This window comes from Mesorhizobium sp. WSM4906 (assembly GCF_029674625.1).
Lineage (GTDB): Bacteria > Pseudomonadota > Alphaproteobacteria > Rhizobiales > Rhizobiaceae > Mesorhizobium.
This window is the reverse complement of the sequence record NZ_CP121355.1, coordinates 4832668-4854732: the sequence shown is the minus strand read 5'-3', so window position 1 is coordinate 4854732 and position 22065 is coordinate 4832668. Positions and strand designations below refer to the sequence as shown.

Annotated in this window: 15 protein-coding genes; 10 read left to right on the top strand and 5 right to left on the bottom strand. The window is 63.8% G+C overall.

Annotated elements, in window-relative coordinates:
- Window positions 1-96: 96 nt before the first annotated feature.
- Together QAZ22_RS23355 and QAZ22_RS23350 are read left to right on the top strand one after the other, a co-directional pair.
- Window positions 97-1770, top strand: coding sequence for a type I secretion system permease/ATPase (locus tag QAZ22_RS23355; protein ID WP_278203062.1), 1674 nt, complete (start codon window positions 97-99; stop codon window positions 1768-1770).
- Window positions 1767-3107, top strand: coding sequence for an HlyD family type I secretion periplasmic adaptor subunit (locus QAZ22_RS23350; protein WP_278203061.1), 1341 nt, complete (start codon window positions 1767-1769; stop codon window positions 3105-3107). The genes QAZ22_RS23355 and QAZ22_RS23350 overlap by 4 nt, the downstream gene beginning before the upstream one ends.
- Before the next feature lie 22 nt (window positions 3108-3129).
- Here the strand turns inward: QAZ22_RS23350 and QAZ22_RS23345 are convergent, their stop codons facing one another.
- Window positions 3130-3672: a dihydrofolate reductase family protein gene (locus QAZ22_RS23345; RefSeq protein WP_278203059.1), complete on the bottom strand. Its 543-nt coding sequence runs from the start codon at window positions 3670-3672 to the stop codon at window positions 3130-3132.
- Window positions 3673-3778: 106 nt separating this feature from the next.
- Entirely contained in the window at window positions 3779-4996 is a 1218-nt protein-coding gene (locus QAZ22_RS23340; RefSeq protein ID WP_278203058.1) for an outer membrane beta-barrel protein, read from the bottom strand.
- A gap of 884 nt (window positions 4997-5880) precedes the next feature.
- Here QAZ22_RS23340 and QAZ22_RS23335 point away from each other — a divergent pair.
- Window positions 5881-6276, top strand: a complete 396-nt coding sequence (locus QAZ22_RS23335) for a methyltransferase domain-containing protein (RefSeq protein ID WP_278203057.1) — start codon at window positions 5881-5883, stop codon at window positions 6274-6276.
- Between the two features lie 242 nt (window positions 6277-6518).
- Here the strand turns inward: QAZ22_RS23335 and QAZ22_RS23330 are convergent, their stop codons facing one another.
- A complete protein-coding gene (locus QAZ22_RS23330; RefSeq protein ID WP_278203056.1) occupies window positions 6519-8294 on the bottom strand; it encodes an ATP-dependent helicase in 1776 nt (591 codons plus the stop codon).
- Window positions 8291-10108: an ATP-dependent endonuclease gene (locus QAZ22_RS23325; protein ID WP_278203055.1), complete on the bottom strand. Its 1818-nt coding sequence runs from the start codon at window positions 10106-10108 to the stop codon at window positions 8291-8293. The genes QAZ22_RS23330 and QAZ22_RS23325 overlap by 4 nt, the downstream gene beginning before the upstream one ends.
- Before the next feature lie 447 nt (window positions 10109-10555).
- Between QAZ22_RS23325 and QAZ22_RS23320 the strand changes: the two genes are divergently transcribed.
- The 5 genes from QAZ22_RS23320 to QAZ22_RS23300 all read left to right on the top strand — a co-directional run bounded on the left by QAZ22_RS23320 (window position 10556) and on the right by QAZ22_RS23300 (window position 17193).
- A complete protein-coding gene (locus QAZ22_RS23320) occupies window positions 10556-11608 on the top strand; it encodes a LacI family DNA-binding transcriptional regulator (RefSeq protein ID WP_278203054.1) in 1053 nt (350 codons plus the stop codon).
- A gap of 65 nt (window positions 11609-11673) precedes the next feature.
- Window positions 11674-12921 carry a sugar ABC transporter substrate-binding protein gene (locus QAZ22_RS23315; protein WP_278203053.1) on the top strand — a complete coding sequence of 416 codons (1248 nt, stop codon included), beginning with the start codon at window positions 11674-11676 and terminating at the stop codon, window positions 12919-12921.
- 486 nt (window positions 12922-13407) lie between these two features.
- Window positions 13408-14328, top strand: coding sequence for a sugar ABC transporter permease (locus QAZ22_RS23310; protein WP_278203052.1), 921 nt, complete (start codon window positions 13408-13410; stop codon window positions 14326-14328).
- The gene (locus tag QAZ22_RS23305; RefSeq protein ID WP_278203051.1) at window positions 14328-15185 is read left to right on the top strand and encodes a carbohydrate ABC transporter permease; all 858 of its coding nucleotides are present in this window, start codon (window positions 14328-14330) and stop codon (window positions 15183-15185) included. Before QAZ22_RS23310 ends, QAZ22_RS23305 begins: the two co-directional genes overlap by 1 nt.
- A 19-nt stretch (window positions 15186-15204) precedes the next feature.
- A complete protein-coding gene (locus tag QAZ22_RS23300) occupies window positions 15205-17193 on the top strand; it encodes a glycoside hydrolase family 127 protein (RefSeq protein ID WP_278203049.1) in 1989 nt (662 codons plus the stop codon).
- 266 nt (window positions 17194-17459) lie between these two features.
- Here the strand turns inward: QAZ22_RS23300 and QAZ22_RS23295 are convergent, their stop codons facing one another.
- Window positions 17460-18239, bottom strand: coding sequence for a response regulator (locus QAZ22_RS23295; protein ID WP_278203048.1), 780 nt, complete (start codon window positions 18237-18239; stop codon window positions 17460-17462).
- A 189-nt stretch (window positions 18240-18428) separates the two neighbouring features.
- Between QAZ22_RS23295 and QAZ22_RS23290 the strand changes: the two genes are divergently transcribed.
- A complete protein-coding gene (locus QAZ22_RS23290) occupies window positions 18429-19391 on the top strand; it encodes a cytochrome c peroxidase (RefSeq protein WP_278203047.1) in 963 nt (320 codons plus the stop codon).
- Window positions 19388-21898, top strand: a complete 2511-nt coding sequence (locus QAZ22_RS23285; RefSeq protein ID WP_278203045.1) for a two-component system VirA-like sensor kinase — start codon at window positions 19388-19390, stop codon at window positions 21896-21898. Before QAZ22_RS23290 ends, QAZ22_RS23285 begins: the two co-directional genes overlap by 4 nt.
- Window positions 21899-22065: the final 167 nt, after the last annotated feature.

Sequence of the window (22065 nt, the reverse complement as noted above, 5' to 3'; positions counted from 1 at the left end):
GCGTGGCTCGGGAGTAATATCGGTTCCGGGCACGCAGTTTGGACAAGGGGGCGGTTCTCCGCTGGGGATGTGAATTTCGACAAGAAATCCAAGATCGTGAGGGAAGCGCTTCGCGCCTGCCGCGGCTATTTCCTCTTCGCGGCGGTGTTCAGCCTGGCGATCAATCTGCTTTACCTGGCGTCCCCGCTCTACATGCTGCAGATCTACGACCGGGTGGTCACCAGCGGCAGCGAGACGACGCTGGTGATGCTGACCCTGGTGCTGCTTGCGGCTTTCCTGACGCTCGCCGGTCTCGACCTGGTGCGCGCCGCGATCCTGACGCGGGCCAGCGCGCGGCTCGACCGGTTGCTCTCGGCCAGGATCCTGGCGGCGTCGGTCGAGACGCCGTCGCAGGGCACTGCGCAAAGTCAGCCCATTCGCGATTTCGACACGTTCCGGCAGGTGATCACCGGCAGCGGCATCCATGCATTGTTCGACCTGCCTTGGTCGCCGATCTACATCGGCATCATCTTCCTGCTGCATCCCTGGCTGGGCTTTTTCGCGCTGGGCTCCTCGTTGCTGTTGATCGCCATGGCGGTGCTCAACGAATATATGGTGCGGGCGCCGCTGAAGCAGGCCAACGACCTTGCCACGGCCAACTACAATTTCACCGAGATGAGCCTGAGGAACGCCGAAGTCATTCGCGCCATGGGCATGATCGACGGCCTCGTCCGCCGCTGGGGGAGCGACCGTGGCCTTGCACTCCGCCGGCAGGGGCAGGCCAGCGACCGCGCGGCGCTCATGTCGGGGCTGATCCGCTTCCTGCGCCTTACCATGCAATCGCTGATCCTCGGCCTCGGCGCCTATCTGGTCATCGAGCGGCAGATCACCGGCGGCTCGATGTTTGCGGCCAGCCTGTTGCTGGGCAGGGGATTGCAGCCGGTCGAGCAGATCGTCGGCCTCTGGCGCAGCCTAATCCTGGCGCGGGCCGCCCTTGGCAGGGTCGAGAAGCTATTGGACGGCGGCGCGCAGGGCGAACGCTCGTTCAATCTGCCGAAGCCTACCGGCAAGATCGCCGTCGAGCAGTTGAGTTTCGCCATCCCCAGCCTGCAGAAAGTGCTGCTGCGTGATGTGTCGTTTCGGCTCGAGGCAGGCGAGGCGCTTGGCATCGTCGGCCCATCCGGCGCCGGCAAGTCGACCCTGGCGCGTCATCTCGCCGGTATCATGCAGCCGAGCCGCGGCACCGTCAGGCTGGATGGCGCCGACCTGACGCAATGGGGAAGGGAGGCGCTCGGCGATCATATCGGCTACCTGCCGCAGGACATCGAGCTGTTCTCAGACACCGTGGCCGCCAATATCGGCCGCTTCAAGACCGATGCCGACCGCGAGGTCATCGAGGCCGCACGGCTCGCCGGCGTGCATGAGATGATCATCCGCCTGCCGCAGGGCTACGAGACGCAGATCGGAGAGGGCGGGGCGGTGCTGTCCGGCGGCTACCGGCAGCGCATCGCGCTTGCCCGCGCCGTGTTCGGCACGCCGAACCTGATCGTGCTCGATGAGCCGAGCTCCAATCTCGATGCCGACGGCGATCGCGCGCTCGCCGAGTGCGCGCTGGAGCTGAAGCGCCGCGGCAGCACGGTGATCATCGTCTCGCATCGGCCCTCGACCTTGGCCAATGTCGACAAGATCCTGCTTCTCAGGGACGGCGCGGTCGAAGCCTTCGGCATGAGGAACGAGATCGTGGCGCTGCTCAACCAGCGCGCGGCGCCAATCACGGTGGCGACCCAATGACCGACATCGCCGCAACCTATCGGAGCCTGTCCGGCGCCGAAGACGCGGGCACCAACCCGGATTCGATCCGTGTCCCGGTTTGGATCGGCGTGCTCATCATCGTTGGCTTCTTCGGCGTGTTCGGCGGCTGGGCGGCTATCGCGCCGCTCAATGGCGCGGTGCTTGCCGACGCGGTGGTCAAGGTCGAGGGCAACCGCAAGAGCGTCCAGCATTTCGACGGCGGCACGGTGAAGGAAATCCGGGTCAAGGACGGGGACATCGTCAAGGCAGGCGATGTGCTGGTGGTGCTGGACGACACCCGCGCCCGGTCCGAATTCAACCTCTATTCGCAGCAATATGCGCTGCTGCGCGCCACCGATGCCCGCATCCGTGCGGAGCTCGACGGTCATGAGGACGTCGCCTTTCCGAAGGATATCACCGCCGAACACCAGGCCTATCTGCAGGATGCGATGGCCAACCAGATTGCCGACCTCGAGAGCCAGCGCGCCTCGATGGCCGGCGCCAGGCAGATCCTTGAGAAGCGGATAGCCGAGCTCGACGAGCAAATCGACGGCAAGCAGGCGCGCGTCGAATCTTTTCGCGCGCAGCTCAAGTCGACGATCGACGAGAAGGCTGGTCTCAACAAGCTGCTGAAGGCCGGGCTGACGACGAAGCCGCGTATCCTGGAGCTCGACCGCTCCGCCTCCGACCTGCAGGGCCTGATCGACCAGGCTCTGGGCGAGATCGCGGGAAACCGCCAGAGCAAGGCCGAGCTCGAAAGCCAGATTGCGCAGCTCGCCAACGAGCGCCGCGCAAAACTCTCGGCCATGCTGATCGACACCCAGTCGAACCTCGCCGACCTGGTGCCGAAGATGTTCGCCGCGCAGGCCACGGTCGACCGCGCCGAGGTGCGTGCGCCCTATGACGGCCAGGTGATGGGCCTCAGCGTCTTCTCGACCGGCGCGATCGTCGCTCCCGGCCAGACCATCCTCGACATCGTGCCGACCAGGAATTCGCTCATCGTCCAGGCGCAGGTCAGGGTCGAGGATATATCCAGCCTGCGCGCCGACATGACTGCCGAGGTGCGCTTCACCTCTTACAAGCAGCGCACGACGCCGGTCATCCACGGCCGCGTCACCCGCATCTCGGCCGACCGTGTCACCGATGCCAAGACCGGCTTTCCCTATTATGTCGCCGACATTGCGGTGGATCAGCAGGAACTCGCCGCCGCTCCGCAGATCCAGCTGTATCCCGGAATGCCGGCGCAGGTCATGATCGTGACCGAGGAACGCACCGCGCTGGACTACATTCTGGGGCCGCTGACGACATCCCTGCATACGGCGTTCCGGCAGAAATAGCGCCCGGACTGAAGGCCTCGAGTCAGCTCCTCGGCCCTGTGGGCCTGTACTCCAGCGCCACCACGCCGTTGCTGAACGGCGCGGCCGAGACCAGCTCCAGCGCAAGCGGCTTGTCGGACGGGAACAGCGCCTTGCCCTGGCCGACGGCGCCCGGATAGGCGAGCAGCCGGAGGCGGTCGACGAGGCCGTGGCCGAGCAGCTGCCTTGCGATGCTGAGACTGCCATGCACATAGATGTTGCCGCCGCTGCCTTGCTTTAGCCTGGCGACCGCTTCCGGCAGGGGGCCTTCGAGCAGTTCCGCCGGCTGCCATTCGAGCGCCTTCAGGCTCGTCGAGGCGACATATTTCGGCAGTGCGTTGAAGCGATCGGCGAAATCTCCGGTTTCGGAAGGCCATGAGCCGGCAAAGATCTCGTAGGTCGTGCGGCCGAGAAGCATGGCGCCGCTGTCGGCAAGCTCGTCCTCCTTGAACGCTTGCATCTCGTCGTTCCAGGTCACGCCCGGCAGCTTTTCGACCTCGGCGATGCCGTCGACGCTGATGAACTCGGTGACGATGAGTTGTCTCATGGTGCTCTCCATTGGTCAGGGTCGCACCATAGGACGCGCAGGCCGGCGCGTTTCCGACAAACAAAGCCCGCCGTTGGGCGGGCTTTTGAAGTTATGCCTGGAGGGCTTAGTTGAACTTGTACTTGGCGCCGAGGCGCACCGTCTGGATCCGAGGCGTATCCTCGAGGAAGCCGCCGGAGCCGAAATCTTCCTTCTCGTACTGGGAATAGCGATATTCGAGGCCGACCGTCATGTTGTTGGAAACGGCCGTTTCCAGACCGCCGCCGACCGAGAAGCCGCTGGAGCCCCAATCATAGATGTCGGCGCTGGCGCCGCCTGCGGAGGCATGCAGCTTGAAGTGCTGCCAACTGTAGCCGCCGATGACATAGGCCAAGGTCGATTCGTTGACCTTGGCGCCGACACGCGCCAGCGCATCGAAACCATAATCGGCATCGCCCTTGATCGAGACCCCGGCAATGTCGAGCTTGGAGCGGATGCCCGAATACCGGGCGTCGAACTGCAGGCCCGCCACCCAGGCACCGAAGTCCTGGTCGTAACCGACGCTTGCCTCGCCAAACACGCCTTCGCCGCCGATGCCGTCCAATTCCGCGGCTCCCGCCAGCGACAGGTCGTGCACCTGGGTGCCCGCGCCGAGCGCGCCGCCGGCATAGAAGCCCGTCCAGTTGTAGCTCGGAGCGGCAAACGAAGCGCCGCCGCCATTCTGGGCGCCGAAGCGATAGTTGGCGCCGATATGGAAGGTGTGCGTGGACGGCTCGATGTTCAGCGAGGCGCCGGGGCCCAGATCGAGCACCGACTTGTCGCCGTAATCGGCATAGCGGTACTCGGTCTTCAGCGTCCAGTTGCCGCTCAGCACGGTTTCCATGCCGACGCCGAGCACATAGCCGCCGCGGTTCTGGGTGAAGTCGAATCCGCCGCCGCCGAGGTCGCCGTCGAGCTTGAAATGCTGCCAGCTGTACCCGCCGAGCACATAGCCGAGCGTGTTCGGGTTGAGCAGATAGCCGGCACGCACGCCGACATCGAAGCCGTAAACGTTCTGGAGGTCGGCGCTGGCAAAGCCCGATGCGCTGAGCGAAGGCCCGATATTGCCGTAGGTCGCATCGATGAAGCCGCCGAGCAGGACGCGCTCGCTGACCATATGGTCGTAGCCGGCGGTCAGCTCGCCGAACACGCCATTGCCGCCGATGCCGTTGAAGCTCAAGCCCGGGACGCTGAGCTGGTGCACGGTGGCACCGGTGCCGACGCCGAAGCCGACATAGAGGCCGCTCCAGTTGAAGCCCGGCGCCGCCTGCTCCTGCACGACATCGGCCGCCTGAGCGGCGGACATCAAAGCGACCGCCGAAACGGCAGACAAAAGAATAGATTTCACTGAAAAGCGCGTAAGCATTAGCCCAAACCCCGTTTAAAAACCCGGCGCGTTTCTAGCAGGGGTTGTCGAAATGAGTGGTGGCAGAAATGCCACACCGGTGGGCAAACTGGCGTAAAAACAGGCAGATCCGGGCGATGCACCCAGAAATGGTCAGGTCGGCATGCCGATCGGTCGCCGCCTCCGTCCGCAACTGCCCCGTCATCTAGAAGCCGCAGCGCATTTGCTGAAAGGGTAGCTCCCGTCGCCGCTGGTACATCCGCAGTCGGCGACGGGTGCAGGAGGGGCCGGGTGAAGCATGTTCGCCGGCCCGTGCGGGTTGCCCCGCGCTGGTGAATCTACAACCGCATCGGTGGTCACTCAATTAAGGCTATGTGCTGGTGGCCTCATCCGTTCAGGGGCTAACGCATGTCTCCCGAAAGTGGGAACCGGTTTCGGGAGAAAGACATGCGTAAAATCAAAAACCTAAAGCGCATGGAGCGAATCTGAAAGATCGCGACGCGCTTTAGACCGGCCCTTGTCGGAGACCCGCCGGTTACGCTGCGTTTAGCTCCGCCATGTAACAATGCGGGTTCCGGAGGGCGGCAGGGCGATGCTGGACAATTACGAGGTGGACCGGTTTGGCGTGATCCACCAGATCGACTTCACGCCGATCAAGTACGACAAGCAGTATATCTCCTATTACGAGGACCTGAGCGACCGGACCATCAAGCTCGGCTATCAGCGGCTTGGCTGGGTGCTGGGAGTGACCGGCGAGATTCCGCGGTCCGTGCTGGAAATCGGATACGGCACCGGCACCTTCATCGAAGCCGCCAGGATAACCGGCGTCGCCGACTGCGCCGGCTATGACATCGCCGAGTTTCCGCTGCCCGAAGGGCGTCCGCTTCGTCGGTTGGGACGAGGCGCTCGCAAGCTCGTGGGATCTCGTCGCCATGTTCGACGTGCTCGAACATATCCCGGATCTCGGTTTCCTCGCCAGCCTCAAGACCCGGCACCTCGCCGTCGCCGTCCCATACTGCCGCTGGCGCGAGCTCGGCGCCGACGGCGACGCCTGGTTCCAAACCTGGCGCATGCGCCTCCCCAACGAGCACCTGCACCACTTCGACCGCGACTCGCTGGTGGCGCTGCTCGCGCACAACGGCTTCGAATGCGTGACACTGAATTGCTTCGAGGACGGGATTAGGCTGAGACCTGGGGAGGCGGGTCCTAATATCTTGTCGGGGTTTTTCAGGAGGCGGTAGGCGAGTTTTCATCGGCGCTCGCCGAGGTGGGTCGGGCAAGAGGCCTCATGCGCGATGGTATTCACGTCGCGAACTAATCGGCGCAACGGGCGAGTAAACGCTGATGTAAGCGCGATTGGCAGTTTGCGCCGCATTTCAGTCGTTGGAAGCCGGCAATTGCAATGACGGAAGCAGACCAACTGCAGTACAGCTGCCTCGAATGAGAGTCGCAATAGATATTTGGCAACATGTGCGGCCGGCGCTTAGGGCGCCGCCCCGACACCCGAGCCCGTTTTGAGAAATCGCGTAACCTGGTTCCGGGAATTCGCACTGTCGGTGACGTACATTAGGAATCGCTTCGCGCGGGTGACCCCGACATAGAAGAGACGTTTCGCTTCGGCCAAGTCTTCGGCGGACTGCGCTTGGTAAAACGGAATCCTGCCTTCATGGAGGTCGATCATCGCGACCGCTTCATATTCGCGCCCCTTCGAATTGTGTAGGGTGACGAGCTTCAATGCCGCTTCCGGACTCGCATACACGCCTAAGTCCTCGATCGTTAGATTATCCAAATCGACCTTGTTGTTGCGCATATCGGATTTCATCTCTTCAACCGACAGCGGGAAAACGTCCCGCGAAGCTGGCGTGAGATAGTCGGCTTCCACCAATGTCTCGGCGAACGTTCGGGCAGCGGCCTCCAGCCAAGCGATTGCGCCCATCTGCTGTTGATGAAGCTCGCGTGCGTGTCCAAGAAGCTGGAAGACCGTTGTCCGCCCTTCGTATGAGTAGATATCGAAGAATGCGTGCCCAGTAACATCCAGCAACGTGTTAAACAGGGTTCGTTCGATCGATGGAATCGCTTCCGGCCTGGGTTCCATCAAATAGCCGCAAGTCTGCTCGGCAAGTGGCGCAAACTGCCGATTGCGCCGATAGGGTCGCGCACCTGGACCTACGATGCTGACCCCATACTCTCGCAAACGCCGTCCCAAAGGGAAGAGCGAAAACCAGGTTGGCGCCAGAATGGCTGATTGTCCAAGGGGTATACCTAGTTCTTCGATCGCAGGCAGAAAATAATCGGTCAGAACGTTGAAGGCGGACGCACCGTGCTTCCAGACCGGCTGTTGCGTGTATTTCTTGCTCTTTCCCACTGACATCATTGTGGGCGTTCTGGCAAACAGTAGGTTGCCATGTCTCACAATCGGCGGGCTGCACCGGAAGTTACCCGACAAATGCTTGTCCGTACGCGCCTTGATGCGCGTTGCGAACTGCTCGGCGAGGTCTGGCCTTGCTCCTGCGAAGCGAAAGATGGACTGGAATGGATCGCCGACGAGCAGAAATCGGGTCCGCTTTGTTTCAGCAATCAGCGCGAGGATTTCAACCTGAAGGTCCGTCGTATCCTGAAACTCATCCACGAGTATCCAGGCGAACTTCGCAGACACGTAGTCGAGGATTTCTGGTCGCCTTCTAAGAAGGAGCAGCGAGTAATAGATGATATTGGCAAAATCAACGAACCCAGATTCGCGGATGCGCTTCCAGTAAGCTGAGGCAACCGCTGGCGTAAGGGCCCCACGTTCGATACCTGCGCCAACAGGCTTTCCCTCAAGACTGACCCGGAGCTGCGTAAAGTCCTCGTAGTCCTTAAAGGTCAGGTTGTATCTATTGCTCTGGGCACATACAGCTTTGACGTGCTTTTCAAACTCCGGGCTTTCGGGCGTGAGCACTTTGAAGCCCTGCTTATAGCCGTTGATCAGATGGCAAAAGGGCCTGAAGATATGATTGAGGCAGAACGAGTGTATAGTACAGATGTCGTAGTAGGTGTCGTCGCCTGGCTGGATGTGATGCCGCAAACGGGTCTCGATTTCCTGAACAGCGGCGTTGGTATAGGTGATGCACGCGACGGCGCGCGGGGTGTCGCGCACCTCTTCAATCACACGTGATAGCTTCGAAATAATCACGCGTGTTTTGCCGCTGCCCGGACAGGCCGTCAGCATCAAATCGTCATCGCAAAGGACGGCATTTCTTTGCTCATCTGTCAGACTCATGGCGCGGTAAGCCAGTTTGCAGCGTCGACGAGGTAGGTCGGCAAGATCGTGGCTTGATCGACATGCCTTGCGGCTATTTGAGCAAATCGAGCCTTCCCGAAGCGCTTTGCGGTGCTTAGCACTGCTGCTCTGAGGGGATTCAGAATGGCGGTGCGCGCATTTTCGTCTAGATCCTCCTCCAAAAGTTCTTTCGCACCTTTGCGAAGTCGCTTTGCAACCGTTGGCGCACCGATGTCGTCAGCTGCCCTGGCGAACATTTCCAGCGTCCCTTGGAAAACAAGGGCGCGCTCAAACGTCGTCTTGCAGGTAAAGGCCCGCACATAGTCGCCTTCTAGCGCCTTCAGGTCCGGGGGAGCCGGGAGCGCATCCTCCCCGTCGATCCCCGGAATCGCGTCACTCGGCTTTAGATCGCCGTCAGTGACGATCGCGCATCGCTTTGGCAGGGCCTTCGCAGAAAACAACTTCGCGTAGACATCGAAATGAACGCCGTAAATTGGAATCACAGAAATTCCCAGGCGATCGAGGTCGATCTTCTTGACCTTCTTGAGGAGCGCAGGGATCAGGAAGAGTTCTGCGGGACCCTCGACGAGCATGACTTTGCGCGCAAAGAGCAGGTTGGATCGCGTCGCATCCAGGTAGCGCTCGAGATCAAGCATTGCATCTTCCTCTAGACCAGCATCGCTCGCCGGCGCAGCTGAAGCCGTCGCGGGTGTGCCAGTTTGAGTAAGAACCACGTAGGAGGCCAGGTCGGCACTTGCCGTTATGTGTGTGCTGTGAGTCGTAAGGATCGACTGGAAGGGTAGCGCGCTCAGAGCCTTGTAGAGTGTCAGCTGCAGTTGCGGGTGCAGGTGGGCTTCAGGCTCCTCAAAGAGAATAATTTGTCCTGCGGATTTCTTCTGAGCGATCCGCCTATGGAAATACTCGATCAGGATCGAGACGTAGAGAATATTATTCAGGCCCAGCCCGTTAGACGAAGGGTCGAAATTCTCCATTGCGGTGTTCGTAAGAAGAATACGAAGAGCACGGACGATAGCCTGAAAGGATGGCTCCGCCAGTCCGAGGTCGATATCCATGCTGAACGCCGGCCCGGTCACCTTCTTGAGAGATTCGTCAATGGCTTTGGCGATCGCGTCGATACTGGGAGCGTGGGCAATTTGGTCATTGGCCTTGCGAAGTGCGTCGAGCAAGGTCTTCTGTTCAGCCAAATCAATCTTCATCGCATCGACTAGGCGAGCCAGCGGCGAATTTCGATACTGGCGAAGGTCGCTCTCGACATCGCGGAGCGCCGGGAGAAAGACGACTAGGAATGACTGGAGGTCGCTGAATCGGATCGACGATCCCACATCGTCTTTCCAGCTCAATTTCGCTGGATTGTGGGCCGGATCGCCGCCGCCAACGATTTCCCACTGATAGTCCTCGCGCGTGAGTTGGCCCGGTTTGATGTCGCCGGTTTCAAGGTCCTCCCGAATGCCAAGTTTTGGACGGTAGCGGTAAATCAGGCGTGAGTAGCCCGGCTTGAACTGCCACGCGCCAACGAGCGCCTCCTCGTTTATCTTACCCTTGAAGTCGGTGACTTCGATGGCGACTAGGACTTGCTCTGGATGAGCGAGATCGATTTTGGAGTGGATGTCGCTCGGCAAGAGCGATCGATAGGCCGAAGATAGAGTCGCGTCCAAGCAGAGTCTCACCGCGTGGAGGAGATTCGACTTGCCTGTGTTGTTCTCGCCAATGACACATGTCGTGCCTTGGCCGATAGTCACGTCTAGCAGCTCAAACGAACGAAAGTTCCTGATAACGATACGGCTGATATACACGGCTGCACATCCCTCCACCCGACCTGAGAATCCGTTACTGGCTCCATCTTGGTCGGCTATCTCCTAATGCACTTCAATGATGCCTTCTAGGTACTTCAGCTATATTGACCTATAAAATTGCGCAAACTTGCGTTGCGGTTAGCTATTATCTCCGCGTGGCAATTGGTCGGCTAACCGAGTCATCGCTAGAAATCCACTTGGCCTCCGGAACGACTGTTGCGAGATACCGACCAACCGCTTTCGGCTAATTCGGGTCGACTCGGGCGACCATTCAGGAACAGCCGCCGCCTATGTAGCTCATCCCCCTTGCCAACCTCCTCACCTTCCCCTAATCTCCCCTGAGAAAACCTTTTCCCAAATCGCTCCGCGCCCGCTGACCTCACCCGTCATCACCGCGCAGGGCGGTAAGAGAAAACCTTTTCCCAGCTAGGGGAATCCGCCGCGCCCATGTCCGCCGACGCCGAGCCAGCGCCAGTTTCCGCCAAGACCCCGGTCACGCTGCGCGAGGTGGCGGCGGCGGCCGGCGTCAGCGTGGCGACGGCGTCCAAGGCGCTGAACGGGCAGGGGCGGATGACGGCGGAGACGCGCGAGCGCATCCGCGAGACGGCCAGGCTGCTCGGCTTCCGGCCGAACAGCCTGGCGCAGAGCCTGCTGCGAAAACGCTCCTTCACCGTCGGGCTTCTCACCAACGATACCTATGGCCGCTTCTCGCTGCCGCTGATGGCCGGCGTTTCGGATGCGCTGGTCGACAATGGCGTCTCGGTGTTCCTGTGCAATGTCGAGGACGACACGCGGCTCGGCCAGTTGCATGTCGAGGCCATGCTCGACAAGCGCGTCGACGGCATCATCGCCACCGGAAAGCGCATCGACCGCCATCTGCCGGTCGACCTCTCCAACCTGCGCGTGCCCGTGGTCTACGCCTTCACCCAGCCCGACCCCGGCGCGGTCGGCCTCGTCTCCGACGATGCCGGCGGCGCGCGGCTGGCGGTCGAGCACTTTTTGCGGCTCGGGCGCCGCCGCATCGCCCATGTCAGCGGCCCGGCGAGCTTCGCGGTGGTGCACGCGCGGGCTGAGGCTTACCGGGACGTGCTCGAGGAGCACGGCCTGCCCACGGCCGAGCCGCTGCTTGGCGCCTGGTCGGAAGGCTGGGGCCACGAGGCGGTGGCAAAACTGTTCGCCAAGGCGGGCAGGGAAGGCTGGCCCGACGCGGTCTTCTGCGGCAACGACCAGATCGCCCGCGGCGTCATCGACGCGCTGCGCGAACGCGGCATCCGCGTGCCCGACGATGTCGGCGTCATCGGCTTCGACAATTGGGAGATCGTGGCCGAGGCGACGCGCCCGCCGCTCACCTCGGTCGACATGAACCTTTCGACGCTCGGCCGCGAGGCCGGGCTCGCGCTGCTTTCGCTCGTGGGCGGCCAGCCGGCCGCGCCGGGCATCAGGAAACTGCCGTGCCGGCTGGTGGTGCGTCAGTCATGCGGCCGTCCGCCGGGCGGCTGAGGCATCGAACGAAACGGCCGTCGCGCAACGGCCAAACCGGGAGGAGAACCATGAGGAGGAATAACGTGAAGACCTTGATTGCCAAGCTGGCCTTGGCCGCGGCCGTGATCGGCGGCGGGCTGCAGGCGGCGTCCGCCGAGACCGCCAACATCTGGGTGCGCGCCGACGGCTCGAACTTCATGCCGCGCATCGTCGACGCCTTCAACAAGGCGCATAAGGACCAGATCAAGCTCGACATCATCCCCAATGCCGAGATCATCCCGAAATATGGCGCAGCCGCCGCCGGCGGCACCGCGCCCGACGCGCTGTCGCTCGACCTGATCTACACGCCGTCCTTCGCCGCCGCCGGCCAGCTCGAGGACATCACCGACTGGGCGAAATCCTTGCCCTATTTTTCCAGCCTCTCGCCGGCGCATGTGAAGACCGGCACCTACAAGGGCCGCGTCTACGGCCTGCCGTTCTCGGCCGATTCCTCGGTGCTGATCTGGAACAAGAAGCTGTTCAAGCAGGCCGGGCTCGATCCTGAGAAGGGGCCGAAGACCTGGGCCGAGATCGAGGCCGACGCCGAGAAGGTCAACGCGCTCGGCGGCGACATCAAGGGCTTCTACTTCTCCGGCAATTGCGGCGGCTGCAACATCTTCACCTTCACGCCGCTGATCTGGGCCTCGGGCGGCGACATCCTCTCCGAGGACGGCTCCAAGGCGACGCTGGACAGCCCGCAGCTGCGCGGCGCGATCGACCTCTACCGCTCGATGGTGAAGAAGGGGCTGGTGCCCGAGGGCGCGCAGACCGACACCGGCGCCAACTTCTTCGCCGCCTTCGCCGGCGGCAAGATCGGCATCTCGCCGTCCGGCGCCTTCGCCATCGGCGCGCTCAACACGCAATATCCCGACATCGACTACGGCATCACCTTCCTGCCCGGCAAGGACGGCGGCTGGTCGTCCTTCGCCGGCGGCGACAATTTCGTCGTCACCAAGGGCACCAAGAAGATCGCCGTGGTGAAGGAGTTTTTGGACTTCGCCTACTCGCTGGAAGGCCAGACCATTCTTGCCAAATATGGCAGCCTGCCGGTGCGCGGCGACATCGCCAAGGACGCGCTCAAGGATCTCGATCCGCGCTACCAGGTGGCGGCCGAGGCGATGGCCAAGGGCCGCACGCCCTACACGGTGGTGTTCAACGACCTGATCAACTCCGCCAACGGCCCGTGGACGCAGATGGTCAACGAGGTGTTCTTCGGCGACGATGTCGACGGCGCCATCGCCAATGCGCAGGAGACGATGCAGTCGATCATCGACCAGGCGCCGAACAAGTAGGCTGGCGCCTCCCTCCCCTCGAGGGGAGGTCGGACCGAAGGTCCGGGTGGGGTCGGCTGTGAAGCGCGCCGACGCTATCTCCCCGTCGGCGCCCGTCGCCGGCGACCCCACCCCGGCCTTCGGCCGGACCCTCCCCCTCGAGAGGGAGGGGGACGACCGCGCTAACAGCAGGACTATCGCGTTGAGACAATTCACTCTCATCAGCATCGTCAATTCGAGGGCGCCGCGAGCTTCGCGCCCCCTTCTCCCCTTGTGGGGTGAGAAGCGGTCCGCGCAGCGGACGAAAAGCCAATTGCTTGGCTTTTCGAGCTTCGAACGCCCTGAGCCTGCGAAGGGCCGGGCGGTGGCCGATCCACCCCCGGCCGGGTCCCCGCTGCTTCGCAGCGTCCCGGCGTTCGCCGGCCTTTCATCGTGCCACTGGCACGATGAATTCACCTTCGGTGAACCGGCTGCTCACCCCACAAGGGGAGAAGGGGGAGCCCGGCCATGACCGCCATCGCCGCCGCCTCCGCACCCGCCCGGACACGAGCCTTCGTCAGCCGCCGGCAATGGGTGGGCCTGCTCTACGTCCTGCCGGCCGTCGCCTTCGTCGTCGTCTTCTTCGTCATCCCGCTCGGCATGACGGCGTGGATGTCGCTCAACAACTGGCCGCTGATGGGCGAGCATGCCTTTGTCGGCCTCGACAATTATTTCGCCATCCTGCGCGACACCCGCTTCTGGAACGCGCTCAAATTCACCTTCTACTATACCGTGATCGTCACCATCGCGATCTTCGCCGTCGCCTTTCCGCTGGCGATCTTCATCGAGCGGCCGCGGCCGCTCACCAATCTCTATCGCACCGCCTTCTTCATGCCGGCGGTGGTGGGCTTCGCTTCGGCGAGCCTTCTGTGGTCGTGGCTCTTGAACGTCGATTCCGGCCTGTTCAGCCCGGCCGCCTTCGACCTCGGCCTGACAGAGAGGAAGGTCAATCTTCTCGCCACCTTCCAGCCGGCCTTCTGGTCGATCATCGCCATGGTGGTGTGGAAGGTCGCCGGCTTCACCATGATCATCCTGATGACCGGCCTGCAGTCGATCCCGCAGGATCTGCAGGAGGCCGCCGTCATCGATGGCGCCGGCCCGTTTGCCCGCTTCAGGTCGATCACCTTGCCGCTGATGCGCCGCACTTTGGCGCTGGCGCTGATCCTGTCGGTGGCGGGCTCGATCCTCGCCTTCGACCAGTTCTACATCATCCTGCGCGGCGGCCCGCGTAACCAGACGCTGACGGCGGTTTACTGGATCTTCAACCAGTCCTTCGTCTCGTTCAAGCTGGGTTACGGCGCGGCACTTTCCATGGTGCTGCTGGTCATCCTGGTGGCGCTCAGCCTCATCCAGCTCTGGCTGCTGCGCAAGCCCGAGGGGCTCGACTGATGGCCGAGGCGATGTCGCAAAACCGGAAAGTCGCCTTCAGCCTCGCCAGGCATTCCACCGGCATGATCGCCTCGGTGCTGTTCCTTGCGCCGATCGTGTGGACGGTGCTTTCCACCTTCAAGCCGGCGCAGGAAGCGCGCCAGCCGCCGCTGCCGCCCTGGCCGACCACCGGCTTCTCGGTCGAGAATTATCAGACGCTGAACACCTTCGGCGACGGCCTCTGGGCCTCGGCGCAGAACAGCATCTACGTCTCGGCGATGACGGTGCTGCTCTCGGTGCTGGTCAGCGTGCTCGCCGGCTACGGCTTCTCGCGCTTCCGCTTTCCGTTCCGGGATTTTTTCTTCGTCCTCATCCTGTCGACGATCATGATCCCGTTCCAGTCGATCCTGACGCCGATCTTCCTGGTGCTGACGAGGCTCGGCCTCCACAACACGCTGACGGGGCTGGTCTGCGTCTACGTCACGCTGCAGCTTCCCTTCTCGATCTTCATGATGCGCAACGCCTTCGACGCCGTGCCGCGCGAGATCGAGGAGGCCGCGCGCATGGACGGCGCCAACAACGTCACCATGCTGGTCAAGGTGATGCTGCCGCTGGTCTGGCCGGGCGTCGTCACCATCGCGCTCTTCGCCTTCCTCGGCGCCTGGAACGAGTTCCTGGCGGCGCTGGTGCTGATGACCGACCAGTCCAAATTCACCCTGCCGGTGATGATGACCGCGCTCCAGTCCGGCCGTTTCGGCGCCATCGACTGGGGCGCGGTGCAGGCGGGCGTCACGGTGATGATGGTGCCCTGCCTGATCCTCTTCCTGGCGCTGCAGCGCTTCTACATCCGCGGCCTGATGGCCGGGGCCGTCAAATAATTCGAATGGAGTGAAGTTCATGACCGCATCGCAGCCCGCCGCCGCAACCGACACCGCCAGGCCGAAGCTCGCCTTCCGGCCGCTGCCGGTGCCGCAGGTCGATGTACGCGGCTTCTGGGGCGACCGCGTCGATGCGGTGGCAAGCAGAACCGCCGGCATCCTCTACGACCGCTGCGTCGAGGCGCGCATGCTGGAGCAGATCGATCCGGACCGGCCGTCGCCCGGCGTCGTCATCCCGTTCCACTCGCCGTCGCCGGACGAGGCGAACACCCAGGGCGCCGAGTTCACCGGCTCGACGGTCACGACGCAGATGTTCTGGGATTCCGACTGGGGCAAGACCATCGAGACCGCCGCCTATTCGCTCTACCGGCGCCGCAATCCGGAGCTGGAGAAGAAGATCGATGCCGTCATCGACATGTACGCAAAATTGCAGCAGCCCGACGGCTATCTGTCGAGCTGGTACCAGCGCATCCAGCCCGGCCTGCGCTGGACGAACCTGCGCGACTGCCACGAGCTCTACTGTGCCGGCCATCTGATCGAGGGCGCGGTCGCCTACTTTCAGGCGACGGGAAAGCGCAAGCTGCTCGACATCATGTGCCGATACGCCGACCACATCGCCTCGATGTTCGGCCCGGAGCCCGGCAAGAAGAAAGGCTATTGCGGCCATGAGGAGATCGAGCTGGCGCTGGTCAAGCTCGCGCGCGTGACGGGCGAGAAAAAATACATGGATCTCGCCAAGTATTTCATCGACCAGCGCGGCCAGCAGCCGCATTATTTCGACGAGGAGGCGCGCGCCCGCGGCGCCGACCCGAAGGCCTACCATTTCAAGACTTACGAGTACAACCAGTCGCACAAGCCGGTGCGCGAGCAGGACAAGGTCGTCGGCCACGCGGTCCGGGCGATGTACCTCTTCTCGGGCATGGCCGATATCGCCACCGAATATGGCGACGACAGCCTGCGCGCGGCGCTCGACCGGCTGTGGGACGATCTGACGACGAAGAGCCTCTACGTCACCGGCGGCATCGGCCCGTCGGCGCACAATGAAGGCTTCACCAGCGACTACGACCTGCCCAACGAGACCGCCTATGCCGAGACCTGCGCTTCCGTCGGCCTGGTGTTCTGGGCGAGCCGCATGCTCGGTATGGGGCCGAACGCCCGCTACGCCGACATGATGGAGCGCGCGCTTTACAACGGCTCGATCTCGGGCCTGTCGCTCGACGGCTCGCTGTTCTTCTACGAGAACCCGCTGGAGAGCCGGGGCGGCCATCATCGCTGGAAGTGGCACCGCTGCCCGTGCTGCCCGCCCAATATCGGCCGCATGGTGGCTTCCATCGGCAGCTATTTCTACGGCCTCGCCGACGACGCGCTTGCCGTGCATCTCTATGGCGACTCGACCGCCCGCTTCGAGATCGCCGGCCGGCCGGTCAGCCTCGTCCAGACCAGCAACTATCCCTGGGACGGCGCGGTCGCGATCGAGGTCGAGGCGGAGGCGCCGATTGCGTTCACGCTTCACCTGCGCATACCCGCCTGGTGCCGCAACGCGGCGCTCAAGGTGAACGGCAAGATGGTCGATCTCGGCGCCGCGACCAGCGACGGCTATGCCGCGATCCGCCGCGAATGGCAAAAGGGCGACCGGGTCGAGCTCGACCTCGAAATGTCGATGGCACGCCTCTTCGCCAATCCGGAAGTGCGCCAGGATATCGGCCGCGTGGCGCTGGCGCGCGGCCCGCTGATCTACTGCGTCGAGGAGACCGACAATGGCGGCGGGCTGCACCGCATCGCACTGCCGCGCGAGGCGAAGCTCGAGGCACATCGCGAGCCGAACCTGCTCGGCGGCATCGTCACCCTCTCCGCCATCGGCAGCCGGGCCGAAACGGAGAACTGGGGCAGCGACCTCTACCGCTCCGAGCCGCCGGCGACGGAGCAAACGACGCTCAAGGCCGTTCCCTATTTCGCCTGGGACAACCGCGACCCCGGCGAGATGCTGGTGTGGCTGAGGGAGGGATGAGCGACCTGAGGCTTGATTGCCACGTGGTTCCCCCAATCCGTCGCTGCTTCGCAGCGCCACCTTTCCCCCCTCCGGAGGGAAAGGAAGGGGGCGCTGCTGGATGAGCATCGACGGCAAAAAGCCTGGCGCCTTTCCTCTACCCCGTCGATCGGGGGAGAGGTGGCTCGGCGAAGCCGAGACGGAGTGGGGGTCGACCAGCGCTGCATTAGCCTAGAGGTGGGGCGCGAAGGATCGCTGCTTCGACCGTTATCCTCCCCGCCAGCCTCTCACACCACCTCCACTGCCGCCGTGAACACATAGCCGGCGCCGCGTTCGGTGACGATGAGCTTCGGTTCGCTCGGGTTGGCCTCGAGCTTGCGGCGCAGCCGCAGGATCTGCACGTCGATGCTGCGGTCGAACACTTCTTCGTCGTGCATTCTGCTCGCCGCAAGAAGCTGCTCGCGGCTCAGGATCTGCCGTGGCGATCTCAGCAACGCCACCAACAGGTTGAACTCGCCCGCGGTCAGCGGCGTCGCTTCGCCGTCCGGCGATTTGAGGCTTCTGCTGCGCTGGTCGAGCTCCCAGCCGGCAAAGCGGTAGCGCGTGTGCCTTTTGCGCTGCGGACGCCGCTGCGCCGCGCCCGCCCGCCTCAGCACGGCGCGCACGCGCGCCAAAAGCTCCCGGAGGCTGAAGGGCTTGGTTATGTAGTCGTCGGCGCCGAGCTCCAGGCCGACGATGCGGTCCGTCTCCTCGCGCCTGTGGCCGGTGATGATGATGATGGGCGCCTCCGGCGGGCTGCCCAGCCGCCGCATGATGTCGAACCCGTCCTCGTCCGCAAGCCGCATGTCGAGGATCATCAGGTCCACCGTGCGTTCGTTGAAGACGCGGGCCATGGCCCGGCCGTCGGCGACGGCGCTGACCCTGAAGTTCTCGCCCTCGAGGTAGTTGGCAAGCATGGCGCGCATATCGGGGTCGTCGTCGACGACGAGGATATGCTTTCCCGCCGACCCCGACTTCATCCTGCCTTCCGCCTGTTCTTCGAGGCGCGTGTTCCGTTCGGCTGGCATGTCGCACCGTCCGCAAGCATGGAACCCATGGCCTGGCCGTTGCTTTTATAGAGCATCATTAAACATCGATTTTCGGCGATTTATTGGTAAGCGCCGATGAACTACTTGGCCGGCCCAAAGGCTCACTCGATGGCGCATGAGCAGACTGGTAAGGTTCTGGCGGGGTTTTTTGTTCCGTTTTGCCTGGTAATGGTCGCCCCTTTTGCACTGGTTGAGGTCGGCCGGCCTGCTCCCGAGACGGCCGAGCCGATCGCTCCGCTGGCGGAGGCCCGCGCCGCCGACCCGGCCAGGGTCGCGCTCGGCGAAAGCCTGTTCAACGATCCCCGGCTCTCGCATGGCGACCTGTTCGCTTGCAGTTCCTGTCACCGGCTCGATCGCGGTGGCGACGACGGCCAGGTTCGCTCCGTGGCGGCGGATAGCGGGCGGCTCGATTTCAACGCGCCGACGGTCTTCAACGCCACACTCGATTTCCGGCTGAATTGGCGCGGCAATTTCCACTCCTTCGAGGAGCAGAACGAGGCAGCCTTGCTCGACAAGAGATTGATGAATACGAGCTGGGAGGAACTGCTGGCGAAGCTGCGCGCCGATCCGGACTATTCCGGGCGGTTCGCGAAGCTCTACGGCGCCGCGCCCGGACGGACGGGCGTGCTCGACGCGCTCGCCGTCTTTCAGCGCTCGCTGATCACGCCCGATGCCCGTTTCGACCGCTATCTCAAGGGCGAGCGCGGCGCCATCTCGGGCGACGAGGAGCAGGGCTACCGGCTGTTCAAGGCCTATGGCTGCATCGCCTGCCATCAGGGCGTCAATATCGGCGGCAACCTGTTTCAGAAGTTCGGCATCTTCCAGGATCCCTTCGCCGGCCAGAAAACCGTCACCACGGCCGATCTCGGCCGCTTCGCCGTCACCGGCATCGAAGCCGACCGCCACGTGTTTCGCGTTCCGAGCCTGCGCAATGTCGCGGTGACGGCTCCGTACTTTCATGACGGCAGCACCGCCTCCCTTGGCGAAGCGGTGAGGATCATGGCGCGCAACCAGCTTGGCCGGGAACTCGATCAGCATGACGCCGATCTCATCGTCGAATTCCTCGGCACGTTGACCGGCCGCTATCGCGGCCGCCTATTGACCAGCGCAGCCGAGCATCCGCAGCCATGAAATCGCTCCCCATCCTGGCGCCGGTCGTCGCCTGCCTGCTCATTGTGCTTACCTATCTTCTCGTGCAGGGCGCCGCACCCGATGCCGCGCGCCACGAGCGCACCCTCGACGCCCTCAGGACCGTCATTCTCTATAACGCCGCCCTCCAGCGCGATGTGCTGAGGGCGCGGACGGGCCTACTGCGCGACTACGACCCGCTCGTCCGCTCGATCGGCAGGCTGGACGAGGCGACGCTGGCCCTGCCGGTCGCCCGCGACGTCGCCAGCGGCGAGGCGCGGGCGGACATCGACCGTCGCGTGGCAGGGGTCGTCGCCGCGGTGCGCGACGAGGAGACGATTGTCGAGGCGTTCAAGTCGGCCAACGCGCTGCTGCAGAATTCCCTGAACTATTTCAACTACATGAGCGGTCGGCTTGCGTCCGAGGGCAACGGCCTTCGCACGGTGGAGATCGGAGCCCTGACCATCGCCATGTCGCGGTTCATCGGCGATCCCCAGCCGGAAGAGGCCAAGGCCGTCACCGCCGCGCTCGATCGGCTGGAAAGCCCGTCGCTCGACACTGCGCGCGCGGGCGATGTCCGGTCGCTGGCCTCCCACGGCCGGCTTATCGTTTCGAGGCTCCCCGAGGTCGACGATCTCGTCTCGCGCCTGCAGGCCGCGCCGACGGGCGAGCGGGCCCGCGAACTCCAGGACGCCTATCTCGCGGCGCATGGGCGCCTGGCGGCGAGGGCGGCGCTGTTCCAGGCGATGCTCTACGTCGCCGCGCTGGTCCTCGTCGGCTACGTGGCCTATCTGCTCGCGCGCCTGCGCCGCAACGCGCAGATCCTGCGCGAGCGGCTGCAATTCGAGGGCCTGATCGCATCGATCTCGTCCCAGTTCATCAACCTGCCGCGCGATCGCATCCGCTCCGATATCGCCGAGGGTCTTGCCCGTCTGGTGGCACAGTCCGGGCTCGACGGTGCGCAGATCGTCGTCACCCGCGCGGGCGACGCCGGCCCGGCCGGCGGCTATGCCCATCGCCGCGAGGGCGTGGACATGCCGGCGCGTCCGGCGACCGACATGATCGAGCTCGCTTCGCGCTGGTCGCTCGCGGACAACGAGCAGCAGGGCTGCATCTCGGTCCCTCGTGTCGGCGAGCTGCCGGACGGCCCGGAGAAGGCGCGCCTCCAGGACTGGCGGCTTCGATCCTGGCTGTGCATACCGCTATGGCACACCGGCGAGCGGCTGGGCTTCCTGGCTCTCGATGCCGTGACGCATGAGAAGCATTGGGCGGACGACGACATCGCCCTCCTGCGCACCGCCGCGGAGATTTTCGCCAATGCCATCGCACGCGAGCGGAGCGAACGCGAACGCGAGGCGCTGCAGGCCAGGCTCAACCAGTCGCAGCGGCTGGAAGCGATCGGAACGCTGGCCGGCGGCATAGCGCACGAGTTCAACAACATTCTCGGCGCGATCCTCGGCTATGGCGAGATGGCGCTGGCGGTGCTGCTCAAGGAGTCCCGCGCGCGGCGCTATGTCCAGCAGATCATGAAAGCAGGCGAGCGGGCGCAGGACGTCACCGAGCAGATCCTTGCCTTTGGCCGCCGCCGCGAGCGGCGGCATCACGCGCTCAGGGCGCAGCCCGTGGTTGCGGAGGCTGTCGACCTATTGCGCGCCTCGTTTCCCGCTACGCTTTCAGTGGAGACGCATCTTGCCGCCGCCGATGCCGTGATGATGGGCGACCCGACCGAGCTTCAGCAGGTGGTCATGAATCTCGGCGCAAACGCCGGGCACGCGATGAACAATCGCGGCGTCATGCGGGTCTATCTCGACACGACGGCCCCTGTGGAGGCCAGCATGCTGTCGCATGGCAATCTGCCGCCCGGCCGCTATATCCGCCTCGCCGTCAGCGACGGCGGCAGCGGCATGGATCAGGCGACGCTCGAGCGCATCTTCGAACCGTTCTTCACCACCAAGCCGGCGGGGCAGGGCACGGGGCTCGGCCTGTCGACGGCGCACGGCATCGTCGCGGCTCACGGGGGCGCGGTGGATGTGCGGAGCAAGGTCGGCGAAGGCACGACATTCGAGATCTATTTTCCGCGGATCGAGCGCGCCGCCGAGGACGTGGACGGGGGTGAGACCGCCGACGTGCCGATCCGGTACGGCAGCGGCGAGACGATCCTTGTCGTCGACGACGACACGCCGCTCATGCAGCTTGCCGAAGAGATGCTGGCCGCGCTCGGCTACGAGCCGGTCGGATTTGACCGGACCCCCGCTGCCCTCAGCGCATTCCGCACGGATCCCGAGCGCTTCGACCTCGTGCTGACCGACGAGGTGATGCCCGACATGACCGGCATCGAGCTCTCCGGCCAATTGCATCGGATCCGGCCGGAATTGCCGGTCGTGCTGATGACCGGTTACGGCCGGTCGCCGAGATCGCGCCAGCTGACGGCGGCCGGCATAAGCGAAGTCATCAAGAAGCCGCTGCTGTCGGCCGCGGTCGCGCAATGCCTGGCTCGTCATCTGCACTGACGCCGATGCTGGCCGGCCGATGACCCCGTTACGATTGTAACCAAATTCTCGCCTCCTGAAATCAGCCCGTAGCGGGCTTCCGCGACAGTCCTGCGGCGACCTGGGCCGCGATCCAAACCTTATGACCCGGAAAGATCGCGGCTGATCAATCGGATGGAGCCCTATCC

Bases quoted from the DNA above. Each gene is read 5' to 3' on its own strand.
- QAZ22_RS23345 (WP_278203059.1), bottom strand. From the start codon at position 3,672: ATGAGACAACTCATCGTCACCGAGTTCATCAGCGTCGACGGCATCGCC.
- QAZ22_RS23305 (WP_278203051.1), top strand. From the start codon at position 14,328: ATGGCCGAGGCGATGTCGCAAAACCGGAAAGTCGCCTTCAGCCTCGCC.
- QAZ22_RS23350 (WP_278203061.1), top strand. From the start codon at position 1,767: ATGACCGACATCGCCGCAACCTATCGGAGCCTGTCCGGCGCCGAAGAC.
- QAZ22_RS23290 (WP_278203047.1), top strand. From the start codon at position 18,429: ATGGTCGCCCCTTTTGCACTGGTTGAGGTCGGCCGGCCTGCTCCCGAG.
- QAZ22_RS23310 (WP_278203052.1), top strand. From the start codon at position 13,408: ATGACCGCCATCGCCGCCGCCTCCGCACCCGCCCGGACACGAGCCTTC.
- QAZ22_RS23330 (WP_278203056.1), bottom strand. From the start codon at position 8,294: ATGAGTCTGACAGATGAGCAAAGAAATGCCGTCCTTTGCGATGACGAT.
- QAZ22_RS23295 (WP_278203048.1), bottom strand. From the start codon at position 18,239: ATGCCAGCCGAACGGAACACGCGCCTCGAAGAACAGGCGGAAGGCAGG.
- QAZ22_RS23320 (WP_278203054.1), top strand. From the start codon at position 10,556: ATGTCCGCCGACGCCGAGCCAGCGCCAGTTTCCGCCAAGACCCCGGTC.
- QAZ22_RS23335 (WP_278203057.1), top strand. From the start codon at position 5,881: ATGACATCGCCGAGTTTCCGCTGCCCGAAGGGCGTCCGCTTCGTCGGT.
- QAZ22_RS23300 (WP_278203049.1), top strand. From the start codon at position 15,205: ATGACCGCATCGCAGCCCGCCGCCGCAACCGACACCGCCAGGCCGAAG.
- QAZ22_RS23340 (WP_278203058.1), bottom strand. From the start codon at position 4,996: ATGTCCGCCGCTCAGGCGGCCGATGTCGTGCAGGAGCAGGCGGCGCCG.
- QAZ22_RS23285 (WP_278203045.1), top strand. From the start codon at position 19,388: ATGAAATCGCTCCCCATCCTGGCGCCGGTCGTCGCCTGCCTGCTCATT.